At 67.6% G+C, this 20,577-nt stretch carries 14 protein-coding genes; 12 read left to right on the top strand and 2 right to left on the bottom strand.

Annotation, left to right across the window (positions count from 1 at the left end):
* Positions 1 to 2 precede the first annotated feature (2 nt).
* Complete coding sequence (locus tag AC07S4_RS03960; RefSeq protein WP_494985353.1) at positions 3 to 350, bottom strand: c-type cytochrome; 348 nt, start codon at positions 348 to 350, stop codon at positions 3 to 5.
* A 131-nt stretch (positions 351 to 481) separates the two neighbouring features.
* Here AC07S4_RS03960 and AC07S4_RS03955 point away from each other — a divergent pair, with 131 nt between their 5' ends.
* On the top strand, positions 482 to 1,306 hold the full coding sequence (locus tag AC07S4_RS03955; protein ID WP_494985352.1) for a c-type cytochrome: 825 nt from the start codon (positions 482 to 484) through the stop codon (positions 1,304 to 1,306).
* Between the two features lie 45 nt (positions 1,307 to 1,351).
* Positions 1,352 to 2,446, top strand: a complete 1,095-nt coding sequence (locus AC07S4_RS03950; protein ID WP_494985351.1) for an AI-2E family transporter — start codon at positions 1,352 to 1,354, stop codon at positions 2,444 to 2,446.
* On the opposite strand, the gene msbA is transcribed toward AC07S4_RS03950, so the two are convergent.
* Positions 2,443 to 4,320, bottom strand: a complete 1,878-nt coding sequence (gene msbA, locus AC07S4_RS03945; RefSeq protein ID WP_494985350.1) for a lipid A export permease/ATP-binding protein MsbA — start codon at positions 4,318 to 4,320, stop codon at positions 2,443 to 2,445. The two genes, AC07S4_RS03950 and msbA, sit on opposite strands and share 4 nt — an antisense overlap.
* Before the next feature lie 55 nt (positions 4,321 to 4,375).
* Here msbA and AC07S4_RS03940 point away from each other — a divergent pair, with 55 nt between their 5' ends.
* The 10 genes from AC07S4_RS03940 to AC07S4_RS03895 all read left to right on the top strand — a co-directional run bounded on the left by AC07S4_RS03940 (position 4,376) and on the right by AC07S4_RS03895 (position 20,567).
* Positions 4,376 to 5,188: a crotonase/enoyl-CoA hydratase family protein gene (locus AC07S4_RS03940; protein ID WP_494985349.1), complete on the top strand. Its 813-nt coding sequence runs from the start codon at positions 4,376 to 4,378 to the stop codon at positions 5,186 to 5,188.
* Between the two features lie 146 nt (positions 5,189 to 5,334).
* Positions 5,335 to 6,345, top strand: coding sequence for a choice-of-anchor J domain-containing protein (locus AC07S4_RS03935; protein WP_494985348.1), 1,011 nt, complete (start codon positions 5,335 to 5,337; stop codon positions 6,343 to 6,345).
* Positions 6,332 to 7,789: a PA domain-containing protein gene (locus tag AC07S4_RS03930; RefSeq protein ID WP_494985347.1), complete on the top strand. Its 1,458-nt coding sequence runs from the start codon at positions 6,332 to 6,334 to the stop codon at positions 7,787 to 7,789. Before AC07S4_RS03935 ends, AC07S4_RS03930 begins: the two co-directional genes overlap by 14 nt.
* A 54-nt stretch (positions 7,790 to 7,843) precedes the next feature.
* Positions 7,844 to 8,704 (top strand): DMT family transporter, encoded by an 861-nt coding sequence (locus tag AC07S4_RS03925; RefSeq protein ID WP_494985346.1) that lies wholly within the window; start codon positions 7,844 to 7,846, stop codon positions 8,702 to 8,704.
* Positions 8,705 to 8,744: 40 nt separating this feature from the next.
* A complete protein-coding gene (locus AC07S4_RS03920) occupies positions 8,745 to 9,371 on the top strand; it encodes a hypothetical protein (protein WP_494985345.1) in 627 nt (208 codons plus the stop codon).
* 103 nt (positions 9,372 to 9,474) lie between these two features.
* Positions 9,475 to 10,434, top strand: coding sequence for an ABC transporter substrate-binding protein (locus tag AC07S4_RS03915; RefSeq protein WP_494985344.1), 960 nt, complete (start codon positions 9,475 to 9,477; stop codon positions 10,432 to 10,434).
* Positions 10,435 to 10,614: 180 nt separating this feature from the next.
* Positions 10,615 to 11,769, top strand: a complete 1,155-nt coding sequence (locus AC07S4_RS03910; protein WP_494985343.1) for an ABC transporter substrate-binding protein — start codon at positions 10,615 to 10,617, stop codon at positions 11,767 to 11,769.
* A 27-nt stretch (positions 11,770 to 11,796) separates the two neighbouring features.
* Positions 11,797 to 16,257 (top strand): EAL domain-containing protein, encoded by a 4,461-nt coding sequence (locus AC07S4_RS03905; RefSeq protein ID WP_494985342.1) that lies wholly within the window; start codon positions 11,797 to 11,799, stop codon positions 16,255 to 16,257.
* 137 nt (positions 16,258 to 16,394) lie between these two features.
* Positions 16,395 to 18,506: a TonB-dependent receptor plug domain-containing protein gene (locus AC07S4_RS03900; protein ID WP_494985341.1), complete on the top strand. Its 2,112-nt coding sequence runs from the start codon at positions 16,395 to 16,397 to the stop codon at positions 18,504 to 18,506.
* Between the two features lie 204 nt (positions 18,507 to 18,710).
* Entirely contained in the window at positions 18,711 to 20,567 is a 1,857-nt protein-coding gene (locus tag AC07S4_RS03895) for a thiamine pyrophosphate-binding protein (protein WP_494985340.1), read from the top strand.
* Positions 20,568 to 20,577: the final 10 nt, after the last annotated feature.

Raw genomic sequence — 20,577 nt, 5'->3', positions numbered from 1 at the left:
GGTCAGCGCAGCGTGTAGAGATAGGCCGCCATGTCGCGCGCGTCGGCCGGCGCCACGCCCATGGCGGGCATGGCCGTGCCGGGTTTCATGGCAGCCGGGTTGGCAATCCAGCGCTGCAGAACGTCCGGGGAGTTGGGAAGGTCGCCGGCGATATAGCTGGCGCGCCCGAAGGTATCCAGCGCCGGGCCGGTTCTGCCTTGCGCGCCTTCGACGCCGGGAATGCTGTGGCAAGCGGCACAGTGGTAGCGTTCCAGCAGAACCCTCCCGACACCGGCATTTCCGCCGGGCACGGGAATGGCGGCCGGACCGTCGTCGCCGCACCCGGCCAGTGTAGCCAGTGTCAGAGCCATGCAGCCGACTGTCCGGTAGGTGCGCACCGTAGAACTCCTGTGCTGATGAGGTCACTGGCTATAATACAAGAATGCCAAAATTGGCTAATTTCTATTGACCACACACAATGCCATCCAACCGGCGCCGGCTCATGCTCAAGACTGTGGCTGCGACAGCGGCCGGGCTGGCTGCGCTTGGCGCGCTGGGCGCCTACGAGGTGGTGGAAGGCGGCTGGTACGACGTGGCCGCCAACCGCCAGCACCTGCAGCCGGTGCACACGGTGCTGGAGCGGGCCATGCACGCGTCCGTGCGGCGCAATGCGCGCGACATACCCGCGCCGCCGCTCGACGAGCCGGCGCTGATACGGCGCGGCGCGGCTATGTACCGCAGCCATTGCGTGGCCTGCCACGGCGGTCCCGGCGTGGCGCAGGAGAAGTTCGGCCAGAGCATGCAGCCGGTGCCCGGCCCGCTGGTGGACGCGGCGCGCCGCTGGCGCCCGGCCGAGATGTACTGGATCGTCCGGCACGGCATCAAGATGAGCGGCATGCCGGCGTGGGAGCACCACATGGACGAGCAGGACTTGTGGGCGACGGTGGCCTTCCTGGCCGAGATGCCCCGGATGACGCAGGCCAGCTACCGCGACTGGATGGCGGAAGCCGGCGCCCCGCCGGGCAAGGCGCCAGCCGCGCTGCGCCCCGGCCTGGCCGAACGCGGACGCGCAGCGCTGACGCAGTATGCCTGCCATGCCTGCCACATGATCCCCGGCGTGACCGGCTCGCGCGTCTACGTTGGCCCGCCGCTGCAAGGCATCGGCGGCCGCGCGCTGATCGCCGGGCGCCTGCCCAATTCCCCGGCCAACCTGGCGCTCTGGGTGCGCGATCCGCGCCACGTCGAGCCCAACACCACCATGCCGGTGCTGGGCGTACCCGAACAGGACGCGCTGGACATCGCCGCCTACCTGCAGACCCTGCATTGAACGCGCCGTGCGTCACGCATACGCGAAATGCGCAATCATATACGGATGAGCAACGACCACTCCACGCAGGCGGCCGACACCGGCCAGCGCGGTTTCCTGCACCGCGTTGTGCTGATGGACGGCATCGCCGCCCTGTTCCTGCTGACGCTTGCCGCGCTGTGGTTCGCGGCCGACGCCCTGCTGCTCATCTTCGCCTGCATCCTGTTCGCCATCCTGCTCAACGCGCTGGCCCGCATCGCTTGGCGGCGCCTGCACCTGCCCTCGCACCGCCTCGCACTGGCGCTGGTGATCGCGCTGCTGGCGGCGCTGCTCGGCGTGGGCGGCTGGCTGATGGCTCCGCAGCTGTCGGAACAGGCCAGCCACCTGGCGCAGGTGGTGCCCACCTCGCTCGACCAGGTGCGCAACGACCTGGCGCGCTACCCAAGGCTGCGCGCCCTGCTCGATGAACTCCCCAGCAACAAGGAACTCGCGCGCCAGATGTCCGCCCTGGTGCCGAACGCCGGCCTGTTCTTCTCGGGCGTATTCGGCGCGCTGGGCAACGCCCTCATCATCCTCGTGGTGGGCATCTACTTCGCCATGCGCCCGCAGCTTTATGTGAACGGCATCGTCACGCTTGTGCCGCCCAGCCGCCGCGCGCGCGCCCGCGCCGTGCTCGACGAAATCGGCGCCACGCTGTCCAAATGGCTGGTGGGCAAAGCCTGCTCGATGGTGGCGGCCGGCGCCATGACCGCCATCGGCCTTAGCCTGCTGGGCGTGCCGATGGCGCTGCTGCTGGGGATTATCGCGGGCCTGCTGGACTTCATCCCCTACGTGGGGCCGCTGATGGCGGGCGTGCCGGCGCTGCTGATCGCCTTCCCGGACAGCCCGGCGCTGGCGCTCTACGTGCTGCTCCTGTTCGGCGGTATCCAGCTGGTGCAGGGCTATCTGCTGGAACCGCTGATCGACCAGCACACCGTGGCGCTGCCGCCCGCGCTCACCATCGCCATGCAGGTGACGTTCGGCGCGGTGTTCGGCATGGCCGGGGTGGCGCTGGCCACGCCGATGACGGCAGTGCTGATGGTGCTGGTGGTGATGCTCTACGTGCAGGACGTGCTGGGCGACGATGCCCGGCCGCCCGCGCGCATGAAGGACAAGGACTAGCCCGGAACCGGCGCCTGCTTCTGGGTCTGGTACAGGCGGGCGTAATGGCCGCCGCGCGCCAGCAGCGCGTCGTGGCTGCCCGCTTCGGCGATGCGGCCGGACTCCATCACCACGATGCGGTCCGCCTTCTCTATGGTCGAGAGGCGGTGCGCGATCACCACCGTGGTGCGGCCCTGCATCAGCACTTCCAGCGCGGCCTGCACCTGGCGCTCGGACTCGGTGTCCAGCGCGCTGGTGGCCTCGTCCAGGATCAGGATGGGCGCGTTCTTGTACAGCGCGCGCGCGATCGCCATGCGCTGGCGCTGGCCGCCGGACAGGCGCGAACCGTTCTCGCCCACCTGCGTTGCATAGCCCTGCGGCTGCTTCATGATGAAGTCGTGCGCATAGGCCGCGCGCGCCGCCGCTTCCACGCGGGCCTGGTCCGGCGCCGGGTCGCCGTAGGCGATGTTGGCGGCCAGCGTGTCGTTGAACAGCACCACGTCCTGGCTCACCAGCGCAATCTGCGAGCGCAGGTCCGCCAGGCGGTAGTCGCGCAGGTCATGGCCGTCGAGCAGGATGCGGCCCTGGTTCACGTCGTAGAAGCGCGGCAGCAGGCCGGCCAGCGTGGTCTTGCCGCTGCCCGAGCCGCCCACCAGTGCCACCGTCTCGCCGGCGGCGATGTCGAGCGACACGTCGCGCAGCGCAGGCGCCGCGTCCGGATCGGCCGGGTTGTAATGGAAGCCCACGCCCTGCAGCGAAATGCCGCCGCTGGCACGTTTCAGCTCGCGCGTGCCCTCGTCCACTTCGGCCGGCGCGTCGATCAGGCCGAACACCGATTTGGCGGCGGCCAGGCCGCGCTGCAGCGGCTCGTTAATCTTGGTCAGGTTCTTGATCGGCGACTGCATGGCCATCAGCGACACCATGAAGGCCACGAAATCGCCCGGCGTCAGATGGCCGGCGCGCGCGCGCAGCAGCGCAAAGTAGATCACGGCCGACAGGGTGATCCCGACCAGCATCATGATGGCGCCGGAATTGATGGCCGCCGTGGAGGCGTGCTTCACCGCCAGGTGGCGGTTGTGCTTGACCACGTCGTGGAAGCGACGCTGCTCGTATTGCTCGCCACCGAAAATCTTCACCACGCGCTGGCCGCCTATGCTCTCGTCCAGCACGCTGCTCAGTTCGCCCATGGCCGATTGCGCGTCCGAGGCCAGGCGGCGCATACGGCGCCCCGCCACCGTCACCACCACCGCCACCAGCGGCAGCAGACCAAAGCAGAAGCAGGCCAGCTGCCAGTCTATGGTAATCAGCACGATCAGGTAGCCGACCGTGGCCACCGAGTCGCGCACGAACACGTTGAGCACACTCAGGCCAGCCTGGGCCACCTGGGCAGCGTCGTAGGCCACGCGCGACAGCGTGGCGCCGGTGGAAGTCTGGTCGTAATAGCGGTTGGGCAGGTGCAGCATGCGCGCGAACATGGCTTCACGCAGATTGGCCTGCACGCGGCTGGTCAGCCAGGCCGAGCCGTAGTCGCCCGAAAACGTGCTGACCATGCGCAGCAGCGCCAGGCTGGTGATGACCAGCGGAATGCTCCACAGCGCCGCCCCGGCCGAGTTGCCGGGCAGTATGGAGTCCAGCCAGCCCTGCACCGTCAGCATGATGCCGCCGGTCACACCCTTGATGCCGCCCAGCGCGCCCGCCGCCGGCGCGGCCGGCTGCAAGGCGTCCACCACGTTTTGCAGCTGGCGTATCAGCAGGACGTCGGTGGCCGAGGCAACGCCAATAGCCACCAGGGTGGCTATCATGGCGCCAAGGTAGGGATAGAACTGGCGGAGCAGGCGGAGGTAGAGTTGGCGGCTTTGCACTAGAGCACTGTTTCTAATAACGGAAGCCTGCATTGTAATCGCATTAAAATGCCCACGGCACCCCATCATCCTAATAAAAGAGACCTTCATGACCTACGAAACCCTGCAAGTCGCCCTGGAACAGCATGTCGCCGTGATCCGCCTGAACCGGCCGGACAAGGCCAACGCCATGAACCTGGCCATGTGGCACGAAATCCGCACTGCCTTCGAGTGGGCCGACAGCACGCCGGAAGTGCGCGCGGTGGTGCTGGAAGGCGAAGGCAAGCTGTTCACGTCCGGCATCGACCTGCAGATGATGATGGGCCTGGCCGCCTCCATCCGCAACGACTGCGACGGGCGCACCCGCGAGAACCTGCGCCGCACCATCCTCGACCTGCAGGACTGCCTGAGCAGCCTGGAGCGCTGCCGCAAGCCGGTGCTGGCGGCCATCCACGGCGCCTGCATAGGCGGCGGCATCGACCTGGTCACCTGCGCCGACATGCGCTACTGCTCGGCGGACGCCTGGTTCAGCGTGAAGGAAATCGATATCGGCATGACGGCGGACGTGGGCACCTTGCAGCGCCTGCCCAGGCTGATCGGCGAAGGCATGGCGCGCGAGCTGGCCTACACCGGCCGCAAAGTGGACGCGGCGGAGGCGCGCGAGATCCGGCTGGTGAACCGCGTGTTCGAGTCGCGCGAAGCGCTGGCCAGCGGGGTGCGCGAGATCGCCGCCGGCATCGCCGCCAAGTCGCCGCTGGCCGTGCGTGGGACCAAGGAAATGATCAGCTATGCGCGCGACCACAGCGTGGCAGACGGCCTTAACTATATCGCCACCTGGAACGCGGCCATGCTGATGTCGAACGACTTGCAGGCGGCCATGATGGCCAATATGAGCAAGCAGGCGCCGGTATTCGACAACTAAGCGACAACTAAGCGACAACTGATCAGTTGATCTTGCTCAAACACCGGACGAATATCAATATATTAACGTTGCCCTTCCCTACACACTGAACTGTCGCGCCGCACCTTGCGCTACGCGAAATTTCTCAGTGAAAAGGAGAGTGCATCATGAAAATATTTTACGCGCTCATGGCGGCGGCGGTCCTGGCGGCCGCGCCGCCGGCGCAGGCGGGGGTAACCGTCCTCAGCACCGGGTTTGACAACGTGGGGGCGCTCAGCGGCTGGCTGTTCGTCAACCAGAGTTCGCCGGCCGGCACGCCCTGGTTCCAGGGCAACGGCGGCATCTTCCCGGCCCAGGCGGGCGGCGAGAATGCCTACGCCGCCGCCAACTTCCTGAGCGCCGCGCAAGGCAGCGGCGCCATCGACAACTGGCTGATCACGCCCCAGCTGAGCCTGCCGGGCGCGGCCACGCTCAGCTTCTACACGCGCAGCGCGGGCACGCCGGGCTTCAGCGACCAGCTGGAGATCCGCTATTCGACCGGCGGCTCGTCGATCAGCGATTTCAGCAATTTGCTGATGACGGTGGGCGGCGCCAGCGCCTATCCGGCGAACTGGCAGCAATATGTCCTGAGCGCCGATCCCGGCGGCAGCGTGCGCTTCGCCTTCCGCTACACGGGCTCGGCGGCCAATGCCGACTACATCGGGCTGGACACGCTGGTGGTGAACGCCGTGCCCGAGCCGGGCGAGTGGCTGATGCTGGCCGCAGGCCTGCTGCTGATCGGCTGGCGGGCACGGCGGCGCGCGGCGCCCTGCTCCGCCCGGCGCATGGTCCAGCTCGCCGCGCTGCTGCTGGCTGGCACCCAAGCCGCCACGGCGGCCGGCCAGGACGGCATGGTCATGGTGCGCGACGCGGAAACCGGCGCCATGCGCCCCGCCACGCCGGCCGAATTCGCGGTGCTGCGGGCGCAGCAGGTGCGCGGGCCACTAGTGCCGCCCCAGGTCCAGCAGCGCTCGGACGGAACACGGCAGTCGCGCGTCAATACACGCGCCGTCTATTCGGTGGCCACGCGCGGCGCCGACGGCGCCATTTCCAGCATCTGCGTGCAGGGAGCGCAGGCGGCCGAAACGGCGCTGCACGGCGAACAACATAGCGGGGAGCACAGCCATGAACGCCGCTAATGTTACGCGCACCATGCGCCAATTCCTGTTCCGATTCCTGCGCGCAGCGGCGACAGCTGCACTGCTGGCCGGCGCCGGCGCGGCGCTGGCCGCCGTGCCCATCGTCATCATCAACGGCAACGGTCCGGGCGTGGGCTTCAACGACCCCACGCCCGCCGCGCCGGTAGGCGGCAACAGCGGCACCACGCTGGGCCAGCAGCGCCTGATCGCCTTCACCTACGCCGCCAATATCTGGGGCAGCCAGCTCACCAGCAGCGTGCCGGTGCGCATCCTGGCCAGCTTCGATCCGCTGCCCTGCACCGTCAACAGCGGCGTGCTCGGCTCGGCCGGCGCCTGGGACGTGTTCTCCGATTTCCCCGGCGCGCCCAAGCCCAACACCTGGTATCCCGCCGCGCTCGCCAACAAGCTGCACGGCTCCGACCTGTCCGCCCCCAGCGATCCGCACATCGGGGCCACCTTCAACTCCCGTCTCGGCCTGGCCTCGGACTGCCTGCCCGGCGCCGGTTTCTACCTCGGCCTGGACGGCAATTTCGGCAGCGGCACCGACTTTGTCACCGTGCTGCTGCATGAAATGGGCCACGGCCTGGGCTTCCAGACCTTTACCGACGAGACCAGCGGCGACTACTACGCCGGCACGCCCTCCATCTGGGACCACTACCTGCTGGACAACCGGCTGGAACACGAATGGGTGGAGCTGACGGCGGGCCAGCGCGCCGCCTCGGCCATCAGCGGCGACGGCTTGTCGTGGAACGGTCCCCTGGTCACCGCCGCCGTGCCGGGCGTGCTGGACCCGGTATCGCGGCTGGCCATCGCCGGACCGGCGGCCGGCCCCGCCGCCCACGACTACGAGGTGGGCGACGCCTCCTTCGGCCCGCCGCTGGCCAATCCGCCGCTGCAGGGGCAAGTGATGCCGGTGGTGGACCAGGCCGACGGCCGGGGCCTGGCCTGCGACCCGCTGTCCCCGCTCAACGCACTGGCCGTCAATGGCAATGTAGCGCTGGTGGATCGGGGCAGCTGCACCTTCGTACAAAAAGCGCGCAACGTCCAGGATGCGGGCGCCATCGCCATGATTGTCGTCGACAACGCGCCGGGACCGGTCACCGGCCTGGGCGGCGCGGATCCCGCCGTCACCATCCCCTCCGTGCGCGTATCGCAGGCGGACGGCAACGCCATCCGCGCCCAGTTGCAGCGGCGTTCGCGCACCCGCTCCGGCGTAACGGCCAGCCTGGGCGTCAATCCGGCCAGGCTGGCCGGGGCCGACGCGCAGAAGCGTATCCTGATGTACGCGCCCAATCCCGTGGAGCCGGGTTCGTCGGTCTCGCATTACAGCACCGCCGCCAAGCCCAACCAGCTGATGGAACCGGCCATCAACGGCGACTTGACGCACGACGTGGCGCCGCCGCGCGACCTGACGCTGCCGCTGCTGAAGGACATAGGCTGGTGAGCGCTTGGTGGGCGCTTGGTGACAATCTCGGCGTAGTCGGGTCTAATGGGCGCCATGTCCCGATCCAGCGCCCTGTTCAAACTCCATTGCGCCGCCATGCTGTTTGGCAGCACCGCACTCTTCGGCCAGGCCATGCACGCCAGCCCCACCATGATCGTACTGGGGCGCACCGCGTTTGCGGTGCTGGCGCTCGGCCTGTTTGCGCTGTATGGCCGGCGCGCGCCGTGGCACGGCCTGGCGGCGCGCGACATCGCCAGGCTGATCGCGGCGGGCCTGGTGCTGGCCCTGCACTGGGTCACCTTCTTCATGGCCGTGCGCAGCGGCGGCGTGGCGCTGGCCACGCTGGGCTTCGCGTCCTTCCCGGTGTTCGTGGCGCTGCTGGAACTGGCCATACTCGGCGAGCGCCTGCGCGCACGCGACGTGGCCGTGCTGCTGCTGGTGCTGGCCGGCCTGTTCCTGATCACCCCCGCCTTCGACCTGCGCAACACGTCCACGGAGGGACTGCTGTGGGGCATACTTTCCGGCGCCATCTATGCCTGCATCGCGGTATTCAACCGCTATCTGTCGAGCGCGGCGAGCGGCACGCAGTCGTGCTGGTGGCAATGCCTGGCGGCGGCCTGCCTGCTGGCGCCCTTCGGCTGGCGAGAAGCGGCCACGCTGGCCGCCGGCGAATGGCTGCTGCTGGCCTGCCTGGGCGCCGTCTGCACCGCCCTGGCTTACACCATGCTGATCCACGCGCTGGAGAAGGTGAAGGCGCAGACCGCCGCCATCGTCATCTGCATGGAGCCGGTGTACGCCATCGCGCTGGCCTGGCTGCTGTTCGGTACTGCGCCCGGCGCCACCGTGCTGCTGGGCGGTGCGCTGGTGGTCGGCGCGGTACTGCTGTCATCGCTTCAGCCGAAAAAACTTGTTTGAATGGTAAAATCCTTCCAATTCAATACGACACAGATGAATCATGGCTAAAAATCGGACGCTATTGCCCGGGGTGGCGGTTTCCCTGCTGCTGCACGCGGTGCTGATCGCCATGTTCATCGCGCCCAAGCGCCCCGAGCGGCAAGCCGACGCGCGCCGCATGATGGTCTGGTTAAAGCTGCCGGCCAAGCCGGCCACGCCGCTCCAGCCTGTCAAACAGCCTCCAGCCGTCGCCGCCGTCCGCCAGCCCAGGGCGGAGCCGGGCCAGCGTCCGCAGCCGCGCAGGGTCCAGCCCGAAGCAACCGTGGCCGCCGCCCAGCCCCAGACGCAAGCGCCGCCACAAGCCCAAGCCCAGACCGAAGTCCAGCTGCCCGCCGATCCGTTCGCTGCCGCCCCTGCGGCCTCCCCGGGCAATTTCGACGTCAACGCGGCCATGAAGTCGGCCCGCAAGCTCGCCACCGCCAAATCCACCAAGGGAGATCCGCCGGTGGCGCAAATCTACGACAAGCCCCTGTACGGCCTGCCCGGCGACACCCCGCTGGGCAGCTCGGTGGCCCGCACCGCGCGCGCCGACTGCAAGAACGTGGCGGCCGGCACAGGCATCCTGGCTCTCATCATCGTGCCCGTCATGATTCTGACGGACAAAAAGGATTCTGGCTGCAAGTGGTGATCCGCATGTCTATACAACAGCCCGGTGAAGATGTTTTTGAGCAATAGCCCCTGCCGTGGTACATTTTTGTACACGACAACCTCCATACCGCCGCCCCCGCCCCTTGCCTGACCTGGACTTCCGCCATCGCCGCTTTGTGCTGACCCTGCTGCCCGCGCTGTGCGCGGCGCTGGCGGGCGGGCCTGCGTTCGGCGCGCCCGCGCCGGAATCCATCGCCGTGATCTTCCCGGACATCGGCCAGCCGCACCGCAAGATCTTCACTGAAATCATCGAAGGCATCGAAGAGCAGACCAAGCTGCGCGTGCGCGGCTACCCGGTGGCCGCCAATGCCGATTTCGCCGAACTGCAGGCCCAGCTCAAGCGCAACGGCGGCAAAGTGGTGATTGCCCTCGGCCGCCAGGGCCTGCAGGCGGCCAGCGCCTTCGACGCCTCCACCGGCGTGGTGGTGGGCGGCGTCAGTTCGGTGCCGGATAACGAGCGCCTGCGCGGGATCAGCCTGCAGCCCGACCCGGCGCTGCTGTTTTCCAACCTGAAGAGCATGATGCCCCACGTGCGGCGCGTCATCGTGGTCTACAACCCGCAGACCAACGCCGCCATGATCAAGCTGGCGCGCGAAGCGGCGCGCAGCCACGGCCTGGACCTGCTGGCGCTGGAAGCGGGCGACCTGGCGCTCGCCGCGCGCCGCTACGAAAGCGCCTTCGCCTCGGCCGACAGCCGCACCGACGCGGTTTGGCTGCCGTCCGATCCGGTGACGGTGGACGAATCGACCATTGTGCCGCTGGTGCTGAAGGAATCCTGGAACCGCAGCGTGCCTATCTTCTCCAGCAGCATCCTGCACGTGAAAAAAGGCGCGCTCTTCGCGCTCTATCCCAACAACTTCGAGCTGGGGCGCGACCTGGCCAACCTGGCGATCGGCGTGCTGAACGGCGATAATCCCCGTCCCGGCGTCACCCCGCTGCGCGCCGTGCGCACCGCTTTCAACTGGCGTTCGGCCAGCCACTTCGGCCTATCCGTTGCCCTCGGACAACAGCGCACTTTTGACTCCATTTTCCCGGAGCCTTGATCCACCGGGCCTGCCGGGTAGAAATATTTTTCATTTGTTAATTATTACTCGCAGCAATTGAATTTCTTTCTAATCCACCAAGTAATCCATGTGCTAAGTGGAATATACTACCGGCAGTAATTTGGCCGTTGCATGGCGCTAGCTGTACGAGATAGCGCCGAGGCCGCACCGGATAGAATAATGATTAAAATGACAATTAACGCCAGCCGCCGCCTGCGCGCTTGCGCCGCGCTGCTGCTGACGCTGGGGACGGCCGCCGCGCCGCAGGCTGCCTACGCCGAACTGGACGAAGGCGACGCCTCCATCGAGCTGCCCGGCGCGGGCGCCGACGCGCGCTCCACGGTGAGCGAGGTTATGGCCCGCATCCAGTCCGGCAGCATGCCGGCGGCCGACCAGCGGCAATTCATGCGCCCCATCACCCTGGCCCAGCTGGAAGACCAGCTGCGCCGTCCCGAAGTACAAGCCTCCATCGGCAAAGGCACGATCGCCGTGCTCTACCCCAACGTGGAGCCGCAATTCCGGCCGGCCTTCACCAGCATCATCCAGGGCATAGAGGAGCGCACCAAGCTGCGCGTGCGCAGCTACCCGGTCGATCCCAAGATGGATATCGCCGAACTCAACGCCACGCTCAAGCAAAACGGCACCAAGGTGGTGATCGCGCTGGGCCGCCAGGGCCTGAACGCGACCGCCGGCCTGGACCGCGAAATCACCGTGCTGGTAGGCGGCGTGCTGCTGCTGTCGGACGCCGAGAACGTGGCCGGCATCAGCCTCACGCCCGACCCTGCGGTGCTGTTCGCCCGCCTGCGCGCGCTGCTGCCGGACCTGCGCCGCGTGGTGGTGGTGTACGACCCCGCCAAAAGCGACTGGCTGATACGCCTGGCGCGCGACGCCGCCCGCGCCCAGGGCCTGGAGCTGGTGGCCCACGTGGCCAACGACCTGGCCCGGGCCGCCCAGCTCTACCCGCAAGTGATCGGCTCGGCCGACAACCGGCGCGACGCGCTGTGGCTGCCGCATGACAGCACCACGGTGGAGGAAAGCACCATCCTGCCGCTGGTGCTGAAGGAATCGTGGAACAGCGGCGTGCCGGTGTTCTCGTCGAATATGCTGCATGTGAAGAAAGGCGCGCTGTTCGCCATGGCGCCCAACAATGTGGAACTGGGCCGCACGCTGGCCAGTTCCGCGCTGGGCGTGATCGCCGGCGACGGCAAGCGCCGCAGCCTGACACCGCTGCGCGAGCTGCAGACGGCCATCAATCTGCGCACCGCCAGCCACATGGGCCTGAACCTGGGCCACCAGCAGCAGCGCAATTTCGATTTCGTGTTTCCGCAGCCCTGATTTATTGAAGCTTTCTTCCGGTGGACTATGTTTCATAATTATTTGCGCCGTACAGGATTCCGCCGCCAGCTGACCGTCATCGTTTCGGCCGCCATTCTTGGCCTGGCCCTGTTCTCCTCGCTGATGAATTCCTGGGAAGCGCGCGGCCGCATGCGCGACCACTTCACCGAGCAAGGCCAGCGCATCGCCGACAACCTGGCCCGCCAAAGCACCCTTGCGCTGCTGTTCCATTCCGCCGAAAACGCGCGCGACGTGGTCAGCACCACGCTGGCCTTCCCCGACGTGGTCGGTGTGCAGATTACCGACGCCAAGCACAAGCCGCTGCTGTCGCAAGGCCCGCTGAGCGCCAAGCTGGCCGCCATGAACGCGGCCCAGGCCAGCCCGGCCAACGCCAGCATGGTGGGCGAAAACTCGGACGCCTGGCTGTTCGGCGCGCCGGTCTACGGCGGCCAGAGCGAAGCCTCGCCCTTCGAGATGCAGGAGCAAAAGCCGCAGCTGCTGGGCTACGTCCACGTCCAGGTGGGCAAGGACACGCTGAACCGCCTGACCTGGTCTCTGCTGGTGGGCAATATGGCGCTGACGCTGTCGTTTGCCGCCATCCTGCTGGCGCTGGTGCGCCTGCTCACGCGCCACATGATCAACCCGCTCAACGCCCTGTCCAACCTGATGCGCCGCGCCGAAGCGGGCGAATCGGGCATGCGCGCCGCGCCGGCCGGGCCGCGCGACCTGATCGACATGGCGCAGGCCTTCAACGAGATGATGAACGTGCTGGAACAGCGCGAGGCAGAACTGAAGGAATCGCGCGACGCCGCCGTCAACATGGCCGAAATGAAGGCGCAGTTCGCCGCCACCGTCAGCCATGAAGTGCGCACCCCGCTCAACGGCGTGGTCGGCATGCTGGACATGCTCAAGGAAATGCGGCTCACGCAGCGCCAGCAGGAATGCGTGGACGTGGCCTGGAACTCCTCGCGCACGCTGATAGACCTGATCAACAACGTGCTGGACTTCTCCAAGATGGACGCCGGCAAGCTGTCGCTGGAGGAAACCGACTTCGAGCTGCGCAAACTGCTGGAGGAAGTGGTCGAACTGGTGGCCCGTCCGGCGCAGCAGAAAGGCCTGGAGCTGGCCTACTTCATCACGCCTGGCGTGCCCGAACGCATCAATGGCGATGCGCTGCGCCTGCGCCAGATCCTCATCAACCTGCTGGGCAACGCCGTCAAGTTCACCGAAAAAGGCGAAGTCACCTTGCGCGTGGAGCTGGCGCCGGAGGCGCAATTCGGCCTGCAGTTCGAGGTGCGCGACACCGGCATCGGCATGACGCAGGAAGTGCAGGACCATCTGTTCGAATCCTACGTCCAGCCCGACCCGTCCACCACGCGCCGCTACGGCGGCACCGGGCTGGGCCTGGCCATCTGCCGCCAGCTGGTCGGCCTGATGGGCGGCGACATCAGCGTGCAGAGCGCGCCGGGCGCCGGCACCGCCTTCACCGTCAGCGTGCGCTGCCAGCCCGCGCAGACCCAGCTCAGCTTCGAATCCGACCCCGCGCTGGCCAATGTGCGCGTGCTGGCGCTGGACGACAGCAGCACCGTGCTGGACTTCCTCAAGCAAGCCCTCACGCGGCAAGGCATGACCTGCTACCTGAGCAGCTGCGGCCGCGAAGCGATGGTGGAACTGAAGGAGGCGGCCGAAGCGGGCCAGCCTTACCACGTGGTCATCATGAACGTCGGCGCGGCCGACGACCAGGGCAGCGACCTGGCCGGCCGCATTGCCGCCGCCGGCCTGTCGCCGCACCTGCTGCTGATGGACCGCCACGGCGGCACAGGCACGCCGCCCGGCGCGCAGGCCAGCAGCCACGCCGTGCTGCCCAAGCCGCTGCGCCAGGCGCGTCTGCTGGAGGCGCTGCACGAACTGCTGGCCGGGCGCAGCCGCGCCGAGCCGCAGCACGCTCAGGCAGCCGGCGCGCTGCCGGTGCGCCAGTTCCGCGTGCTGGTGGCCGAAGACAACCGCACCAACCAGATGGTGGCGGCCGGCATGCTGGCCATGAACAACTGCGTGTGCGAATTCGCCGCCAACGGCCGCGAGGCCGTGGAAGCGGCCAAGCGCAGCCGCTTCGACCTGATACTGATGGACTGCAGCATGCCGGAGATGGACGGCTACGAAGCCACCGCCCACATCCGCGTGGCGGAAGAAGCCGCCGGGCTGCGCACCCCGCTGCTGGCCATGACCGCCAACACCCAGCGCGGCGACGCCGAGAAATGCATGGCGGCCGGCATGGACGACTACCTGGCCAAGCCCATCACGCTGGTCGAGCTGCGCCACAAGCTGCAGAAATGGCTGCCGCACGGCGCCGACGGCGCGGCCGGCGGGTCCTCCGCAGGCGATGCGCAGGGAGACGCCCTGGCCGGCGGCCTGCTCAGCGCGCCGCCTTCCGCGCCCATCGACATGGACGTCTTCGACAAGCTGCGCGAAATCCTGGGCTCGGCCCTGCCGCATGCCGTATCGCCCTTCCTGGAAGACTCCCCGGCCTATCTGAACGAACTGGAGCAAGCCGTCCACGGCGGCGACAGCGACACCGCGCGCGCCCGCGCCCACGCACTGAAAGGCTCGTCGGGCAACCTGGGCGCCAATGCACTGGCGCAGCTGGCGCAGCAGATCGAAGCGCTGGCCATCGAACGCAAGCTGGCCCAGATCGGCCCGCTGCTGCCCGCGCTGCGCGCCCAGTATGCCGCCGTGGCCGCCTTCCTCAGCGCCGAAATGAGCGCCGACAACCAGGACTCGCCCACGCCGCAGGAAGAACTGGCCTCCGTGCTGGTGGTCGATGACGACCGCAGCACCCGCAGCACGCTGCGCTACACCTTGCAGCGCGACGGCTTCCAGGTGGAGGAAGCAGCCGACGGCGTGCAGGCGCTGGCCATGCTGAAGCGCTTCCATCCCGACGTGATCCTGATGGACGCCGTCATGCCGGTGATGGACGGCTTCACCGCCTGCGCGCGCCTGCAGGAACTGCCGGGCGGCAGTTCCATCCCGGTGCTGATGATCACCGCGCTGCAGGACAACTCCTCGGTGGAGCGCGCCTTCGCCGCCGGCGCCAGCGACTACATACCGAAGCCCATCCACTACGCCGTGCTCTCGCAGCGCGTGCGCCGCATTATCGAAGCCAACCGCGCCGAGAAACGCATCCGCCACCTGGCCTATAACGACCTGCTGACCGGCCTGCCCAACCGCACCCTGTTCTTCGAACTGCTGGCGCAGGGCATCACCCAAGCCAGCAACGACGGCAAACTGCTCGGCGTACTGTTCATGGACCTGGACCGCTTCAAATACGTCAACGACAACCTGGGCCACGACGTCGGCGACCGCCTGCTGGTGGCGGTGGCCCAGCGCGTGCGCCACAGCGTGCGCAACGTGGACACCGTGGCCCGCCTCGGCGGCGACGAATTCACCGTGGTGCTGAGCGACCTCGACGGCCCGGCCGCCGCCGCCACCGCCGCGCACAACATCTGCCGCGTGCTGGCCGCGCCGTTCCAGATCGACGGCCACGATATCTTCGTCACCAGCAGCGTCGGCATCGCCATGTACCCGCACGACGGCGGCGACGTCGCCACCCTGGTCAAGCACGCCGACAGCGCCATGTACCGCGCCAAGAAGACCAATACAGGCTTCCAGTTCTACGAAGCGTCCATGGAGCAGTCCATCTCCGAGCACGTGCGCCTGGAAAGCGACTTGCGCCGCGCGCTGGAGCAGGAACAGCTGGAAGTGTATTACCAGCCGCAGGCCAGCCTGCAGGACGGCCAGATCATGGGCATGGAGGCGCTGGTGCGCTGGCGCCATCCCACGCGCGGCATGGTGCCGCCCAACGAGTTCATCCCGCTGGCCGAGGAAACCGGCTTGATCAATCCGCTCGGCGATTGGGTGCTGCGCACCGCCTGCGCCCAGCTGCGCGCGTGGATGGAGCAAGGCCTGCCGCCGCTGCGCGTGGCGGTCAACCTGTCGGTGCGCCAGCTGCTGCAAAAGGAATTTGCCGCCACCGTGGAAGCGGTGCTGGCCGACACCGGCCTGCCGCCGCACCTGCTGGAACTGGAGATCACCGAAAGCACGCTGATGGAAAACGCGCAGGACACGCTGAAGGCCCTGCACCGCCTGCGCGGCCTGGGCGTGCGCCTGTCCATCGACGACTTCGGCACCGGCTATTCCTCGCTGTCCTACCTGAAGCGCTTCCCGGTCGACATCATCAAGATCGACCGCTCCTTCGTGCGCGACGTGCCGATGGATGCGGACGACGTGGCCATCGTCACCGCCATCATCGCGCTGGCGCACAGCCTGCGGCTGGAGGTGGTGGCGGAAGGCGTGGAGACCGAGGCCCAGCTGAACTTCCTGAAAGGCCGCAACTGCGACCTGATGCAAGGCTACCACCTGAGCCCCGCCATCCCCGCCGAGCAGTTCGCCGCCCTGATACAGCAGCGCGAGTCCATGCCGCTCAAACACTGAACACGCGCTGAACACGCACTGAAGCGGCTTGCAAATGCGCCAGGGATTGTAGTATTTTGACATCAAGTCCTTGGCGCAACATGGGCGCCATGCGAGAATCGGAGCGGACCAATCCGGTTTCCTTACTGCTTCCTGCCATGCGGTTTTTGCCCTGCGTTCCTGCGCTCCTGTTTGCGGCGCTGCCCTTCCCTCCCGCGCTGGCCGCAGGCCCCGGAGACCTGAGCGAGGAAGAAGAACTCGCCCTCGTGTATGGCGACAAATCCTCGGTCAGCATCGCCACCGGCGCGGCACAGGCGCTGCGCCGCGCGCCCGCCGTGGCCACCGTCATCACTGCCGAAGACATCGCCGCCATCGGCGCGAACGACCTGGACCAGGTGCTGGAGACCGTCCCCGGACTGCATGTGGCGCGCTCGGCCATCAACTACGAACCGCTGTACATCGCGCGCGGCGTCTTCAGTGTGAACAATCCGCAAATGCTGATGCTGCAAAACGGCGTGCCCATGACCACGCTGCTCACCGGCAGCCGCGGCACCTTGTGGGCCGGCTACCCGGTGGAGCATATCGCCCGCATCGAAATCATCCGCGGCCCCGGCTCGGCCCTTTACGGCGCCGACGCCTACAGCGGCGTCATCAACATCATCACCAAGAGCGCGGCGGACACGCCGGGCACGCACTTCGCCGCCGGCGGCGGCTCCTTCAACACGCGCGACGCCTGGGTGCAGCACGGCGGCAGCCTGGGACCGGTGGCGGTGGCGGCCTACCTGCGCGTGGGCGGCACCGACGGCTTCCGCTCGCTGGTGGCGGCCGATGCGCAGAGCGCGCGCGACAAGACCTTCGGCACCCACGCCTCGCTGGCGCCCGGCCCGGTCAACACCGGCAGCGACGCCGTCGACGCCAACCTGGACCTGGCGCTGGCGCAGTGGCGCTTGCGGGCAGGCTACAAGCTGCGCTCCCATATCGGCACCGGCGCGGGCACGGCCTCGGCGCTGGACCCGGTGGGCAAGGGACGCAGCGAGCGCATCCACGCCGACCTGGGCTGGGCCGCGCCCGACTTCAGCGCCAACTGGAGCGTGGGCGCCACCGCCAGCGTGCTGGAGTTCAAGCAGCGCATCACCACCGATTTGCGCCTGTCGCCGCCCGGCACGCGCTTCCCGACCGGCTTGTTCCCGGACGGTTTTATCGGCCACCCGGACACGTCCGAGCGGCAGATCCGGCTGTCGGCGTTCGCGCAGTACCACGGCTTCAGCGGCCACAAGCTGCGCTTCGGCGCCGGCCACGACGACCTGGACATGTACCATACGGCCACCTTCAAGAACTACATCTTCAATCCGGCCGGCGTGCCCGTGCCCACCGGCCCGGTGATCGACTACTCGCAGATCCAGCCTTTCCTGCTGCCGCAGCGGCGCCAGGTCAGCTACATCAACGCCCAGGACGAATGGCAGTTTGCGCGCGACTGGGCGCTGACCGCCGGCGTGCGCCGCGACCGCTATTCAGACTTCGGCGCCACCACCAATCCGCGCCTGGCCGTGGTGTGGGATGCGGCGCTGGACCTGACCGCCAAGCTGCTGTACGGCCGCGCCTTCCGCGCGCCCTCTTTCAACGAGCAGTACGGCATCAACAATCCGGTCCAGCGCGGCAATCCGGACCTGCAGCCGGAACGCATCGCCACGCTGGAGGCGGCGCTGGGCTGGCAGGCCAGCCAGCATCTGCAGCTGAACCTGAATCTGTTCCGCAATGCGCTGCGGGACATTATCCGGGGCGTGCCCAACGCGCAAGCGGGCACCGGCGCCACGTTCAACAATACCGGCAACCAGCGCAGCAAGGGCTTGGAGCTGGAGGCCGTGTGGCAGGCGTCGCGCGCGCTGCAACTGGTGGGCAACTACGCGTGGCAGCGCTCCATCGACCCCGCCACCGGCATGGACGCGGGCTATGCGCCGCGCCACCACATCAACGGCCGGCTGGACCTGCAAGTGCCCGGCATGGGCGTGTTCAGTCCGCAGCTCAACCGCGTGGCGGACCGCCACCGCGCGCCGGGCGACACGCGGCCGCCGATACCGAACTACACCACCGTGGACCTGGCGTTCAGCAGCGGCCGCTTGCTGGGCAACTGGGAAATTTCGGTCGCCCTGCGCAACCTGTTCAACGCCGACGTGCGCGAGCCCAGCCTGGCCCCGGGCGCCATCCCCAACGATTTGCCGATGGCGCCCCGCTCGCTCTACGTGCGCGCTGTGTTCTTAAACCGGCAATAAGCATGGATGGCCGGTTCCGGCCATCCCTTCTTAAATCGGCAATAGAATTTTTTAACTAATTCTCTCCAAATCTCACACATTGCCTGAAATTTAAGCTATTATCTCGCGCTGCAACATTTATTGCCTTTCAGAATACATTGTTGCTTTAGTGCTAGTAAATATCGGCTTATCGGAAAGCCGATTCGCCCATATTGAGGAGCTTATATGTTTGACAATGTCGAATTCAATCGACAGGAGCAGTCACGTCCTGCCGCCGCCCAACGCACCATGGACATGGCCGACCTGCTGGTCGCCTACCTGGAACAAATGGGGGTCGACTACGTGTTCGGCGTGCCCGGCGGCGCCATCGAACCGCTGTACGACGCCATCGCCCGCAACCTGCGCAAAGGCGGCAATCTAAGCCATATCGTGGCCCGCCACGAGGCTGGCGCGGCCTTCATGGCCGACGGCTACGCCCGCGAAACCGGCAAGATCGGTGTCTGCGTGGCCACCTCCGGCCCCGGCGCCACCAATATGCTGACCGCCGTCGCCACCGCCTACGGCAACGGCGTGCCCATGCTGGTCATTTCCGGCCAGCCGGCCCTGCCTTCCTTCGGCAAACACACGCTGCAGGAGTCCTCCTGCACCGGCATCGACGTGCTGGGCATGTTCCGCCATTGCACGCGCTATAACTCGCTGATTTCACATCCCATGCAGCTGGAATGGAAGCTGATTACTGCATTGCAGCATGCAACCCGCTCGCCCGCCGGGCCGGTGCATCTGAGCGTGCCGGTGGACGTTTTCCGCGCGCCGAGCAATGTGCGCGCCCCCAGCTACGACATGAACAGCTTGCTCCAGCCGGCCGCGCTGATCGACGAAAGCGGCATCGAGCGCCTGCGCGCCCTGCTGGCCCGCGCCCGCAACGTGGTGGTGCTGGTCGGCTCCGGCTGCGGCGAGTCCATTCACTCGATCTTGCAGTTCGCCACGCTGAAAGGTGCGACCTTCGTCACCACGCCGGACGCCAAGGGCCTGGTCAGTCCGCAGCACCCGCTGTACCGGGGCGTGTTCGGCTTTGGCGGCCACGCCACCGCCGAGGCGGCGCTGCGCGATCCGTCCGTGGACCTGATCCTGGCGGCCGGCACCAGCATGGGCGAGTGGAACACCGGCGGCTGGTGCGACAGCCTGCTGAACAACCGCCTGGTGCATATCGATGAATCCGAAGAACACCTGGCGCGCACGCCCATGGCCCGTTTGCATTTGCGCGGCAGCCTGGGCCTGGTGTTCGACCGCCTGGTGGGCCATATCCAGCGCCAGAATCCGCAGGACGACCAGGCCACGGCGCACCGCCGCGCCATGCGCGAGCTGTCCTTCAAGGCCTGGCGCACTTCCGACATGCTGGAAGCGCCGCACGCCTATTTCAGCGACGCCGCCCCCATCAAGCCGCAGCGCCTGATGAAGGAACTGGGCGAGCTGTTCCCGCCGAGCACGCGCTTCCTGGCCGACGCCGGCAACAGCATTGCCTGGGCCGCGCACTATCTGCAGCCGCAGGACCGCCGCATGGGCGAGCGCCGCAACGCCGACGGCGAGCGAGCGCGCGACTTGGGCAAGCGCCGCAGCACGGGCGGCTGGCTGCGCCTGACCAGCCACTTTGCACCGATGGGCTGGGCCATAGGCGCGGCCATTGGCACGGCGGCGGGCAACCCGTCCGCACCCGTGGTCTGCATCACCGGCGACGGCAGCATGCTGATGAGCGGCCAGGAGCTGTCCGTGGCCGTGGCCGAGCAGCAGTGCGTGATTTTCGTGATCCTGAACGACCGCGCGCTGGGCATGGTCAAGCACGGCCAGCGCCTGGGCGGCGCCGAGCAGATCGGCTACGAGCTGCCCGCCACCGACTTCGCAGCCCTGTCGCGCGCGCTGGGCGGACGCGGCCACACCATCCGCTCGGCCAAGGACATGCAGGCGCTGGACATCAAGGGCATCTGCAACTATCCGGGTCCCACCCTGCTGGACGTCTACATCGATCCGGAGGAAGTGCCGCCCATGGGCAGCCGCCTGCGCGTGCTGATGGACGACGGACAATAAGGGAACGGCC

It is taken from the genome of Pseudoduganella sp. GW821-FHT05F09, from assembly GCF_059419605.1.
The sequence above is the reverse complement of the archived record's forward strand: the minus strand, read 5'-3'. Positions and strand labels throughout refer to the sequence as shown.

Bases quoted from the DNA above. Each gene is read 5' to 3' on its own strand.
- AC07S4_RS03960 (WP_494985353.1), bottom strand. From the start codon at position 350: ATGGCTCTGACACTGGCTACACTGGCCGGGTGCGGCGACGACGGTCCG.
- AC07S4_RS03955 (WP_494985352.1), top strand. From the start codon at position 482: ATGCTCAAGACTGTGGCTGCGACAGCGGCCGGGCTGGCTGCGCTTGGC.
- AC07S4_RS03950 (WP_494985351.1), top strand. From the start codon at position 1,352: ATGAGCAACGACCACTCCACGCAGGCGGCCGACACCGGCCAGCGCGGT.
- msbA (WP_494985350.1), bottom strand. From the start codon at position 4,320: ATGCAGGCTTCCGTTATTAGAAACAGTGCTCTAGTGCAAAGCCGCCAA.
- AC07S4_RS03940 (WP_494985349.1), top strand. From the start codon at position 4,376: ATGACCTACGAAACCCTGCAAGTCGCCCTGGAACAGCATGTCGCCGTG.
- AC07S4_RS03935 (WP_494985348.1), top strand. From the start codon at position 5,335: ATGAAAATATTTTACGCGCTCATGGCGGCGGCGGTCCTGGCGGCCGCG.
- AC07S4_RS03930 (WP_494985347.1), top strand. From the start codon at position 6,332: ATGAACGCCGCTAATGTTACGCGCACCATGCGCCAATTCCTGTTCCGA.
- AC07S4_RS03925 (WP_494985346.1), top strand. From the start codon at position 7,844: ATGTCCCGATCCAGCGCCCTGTTCAAACTCCATTGCGCCGCCATGCTG.
- AC07S4_RS03920 (WP_494985345.1), top strand. From the start codon at position 8,745: ATGGCTAAAAATCGGACGCTATTGCCCGGGGTGGCGGTTTCCCTGCTG.
- AC07S4_RS03910 (WP_494985343.1), top strand. From the start codon at position 10,615: ATGATTAAAATGACAATTAACGCCAGCCGCCGCCTGCGCGCTTGCGCC.
- AC07S4_RS03905 (WP_494985342.1), top strand. From the start codon at position 11,797: ATGTTTCATAATTATTTGCGCCGTACAGGATTCCGCCGCCAGCTGACC.
- AC07S4_RS03900 (WP_494985341.1), top strand. From the start codon at position 16,395: ATGCGGTTTTTGCCCTGCGTTCCTGCGCTCCTGTTTGCGGCGCTGCCC.
- AC07S4_RS03895 (WP_494985340.1), top strand. From the start codon at position 18,711: ATGTTTGACAATGTCGAATTCAATCGACAGGAGCAGTCACGTCCTGCC.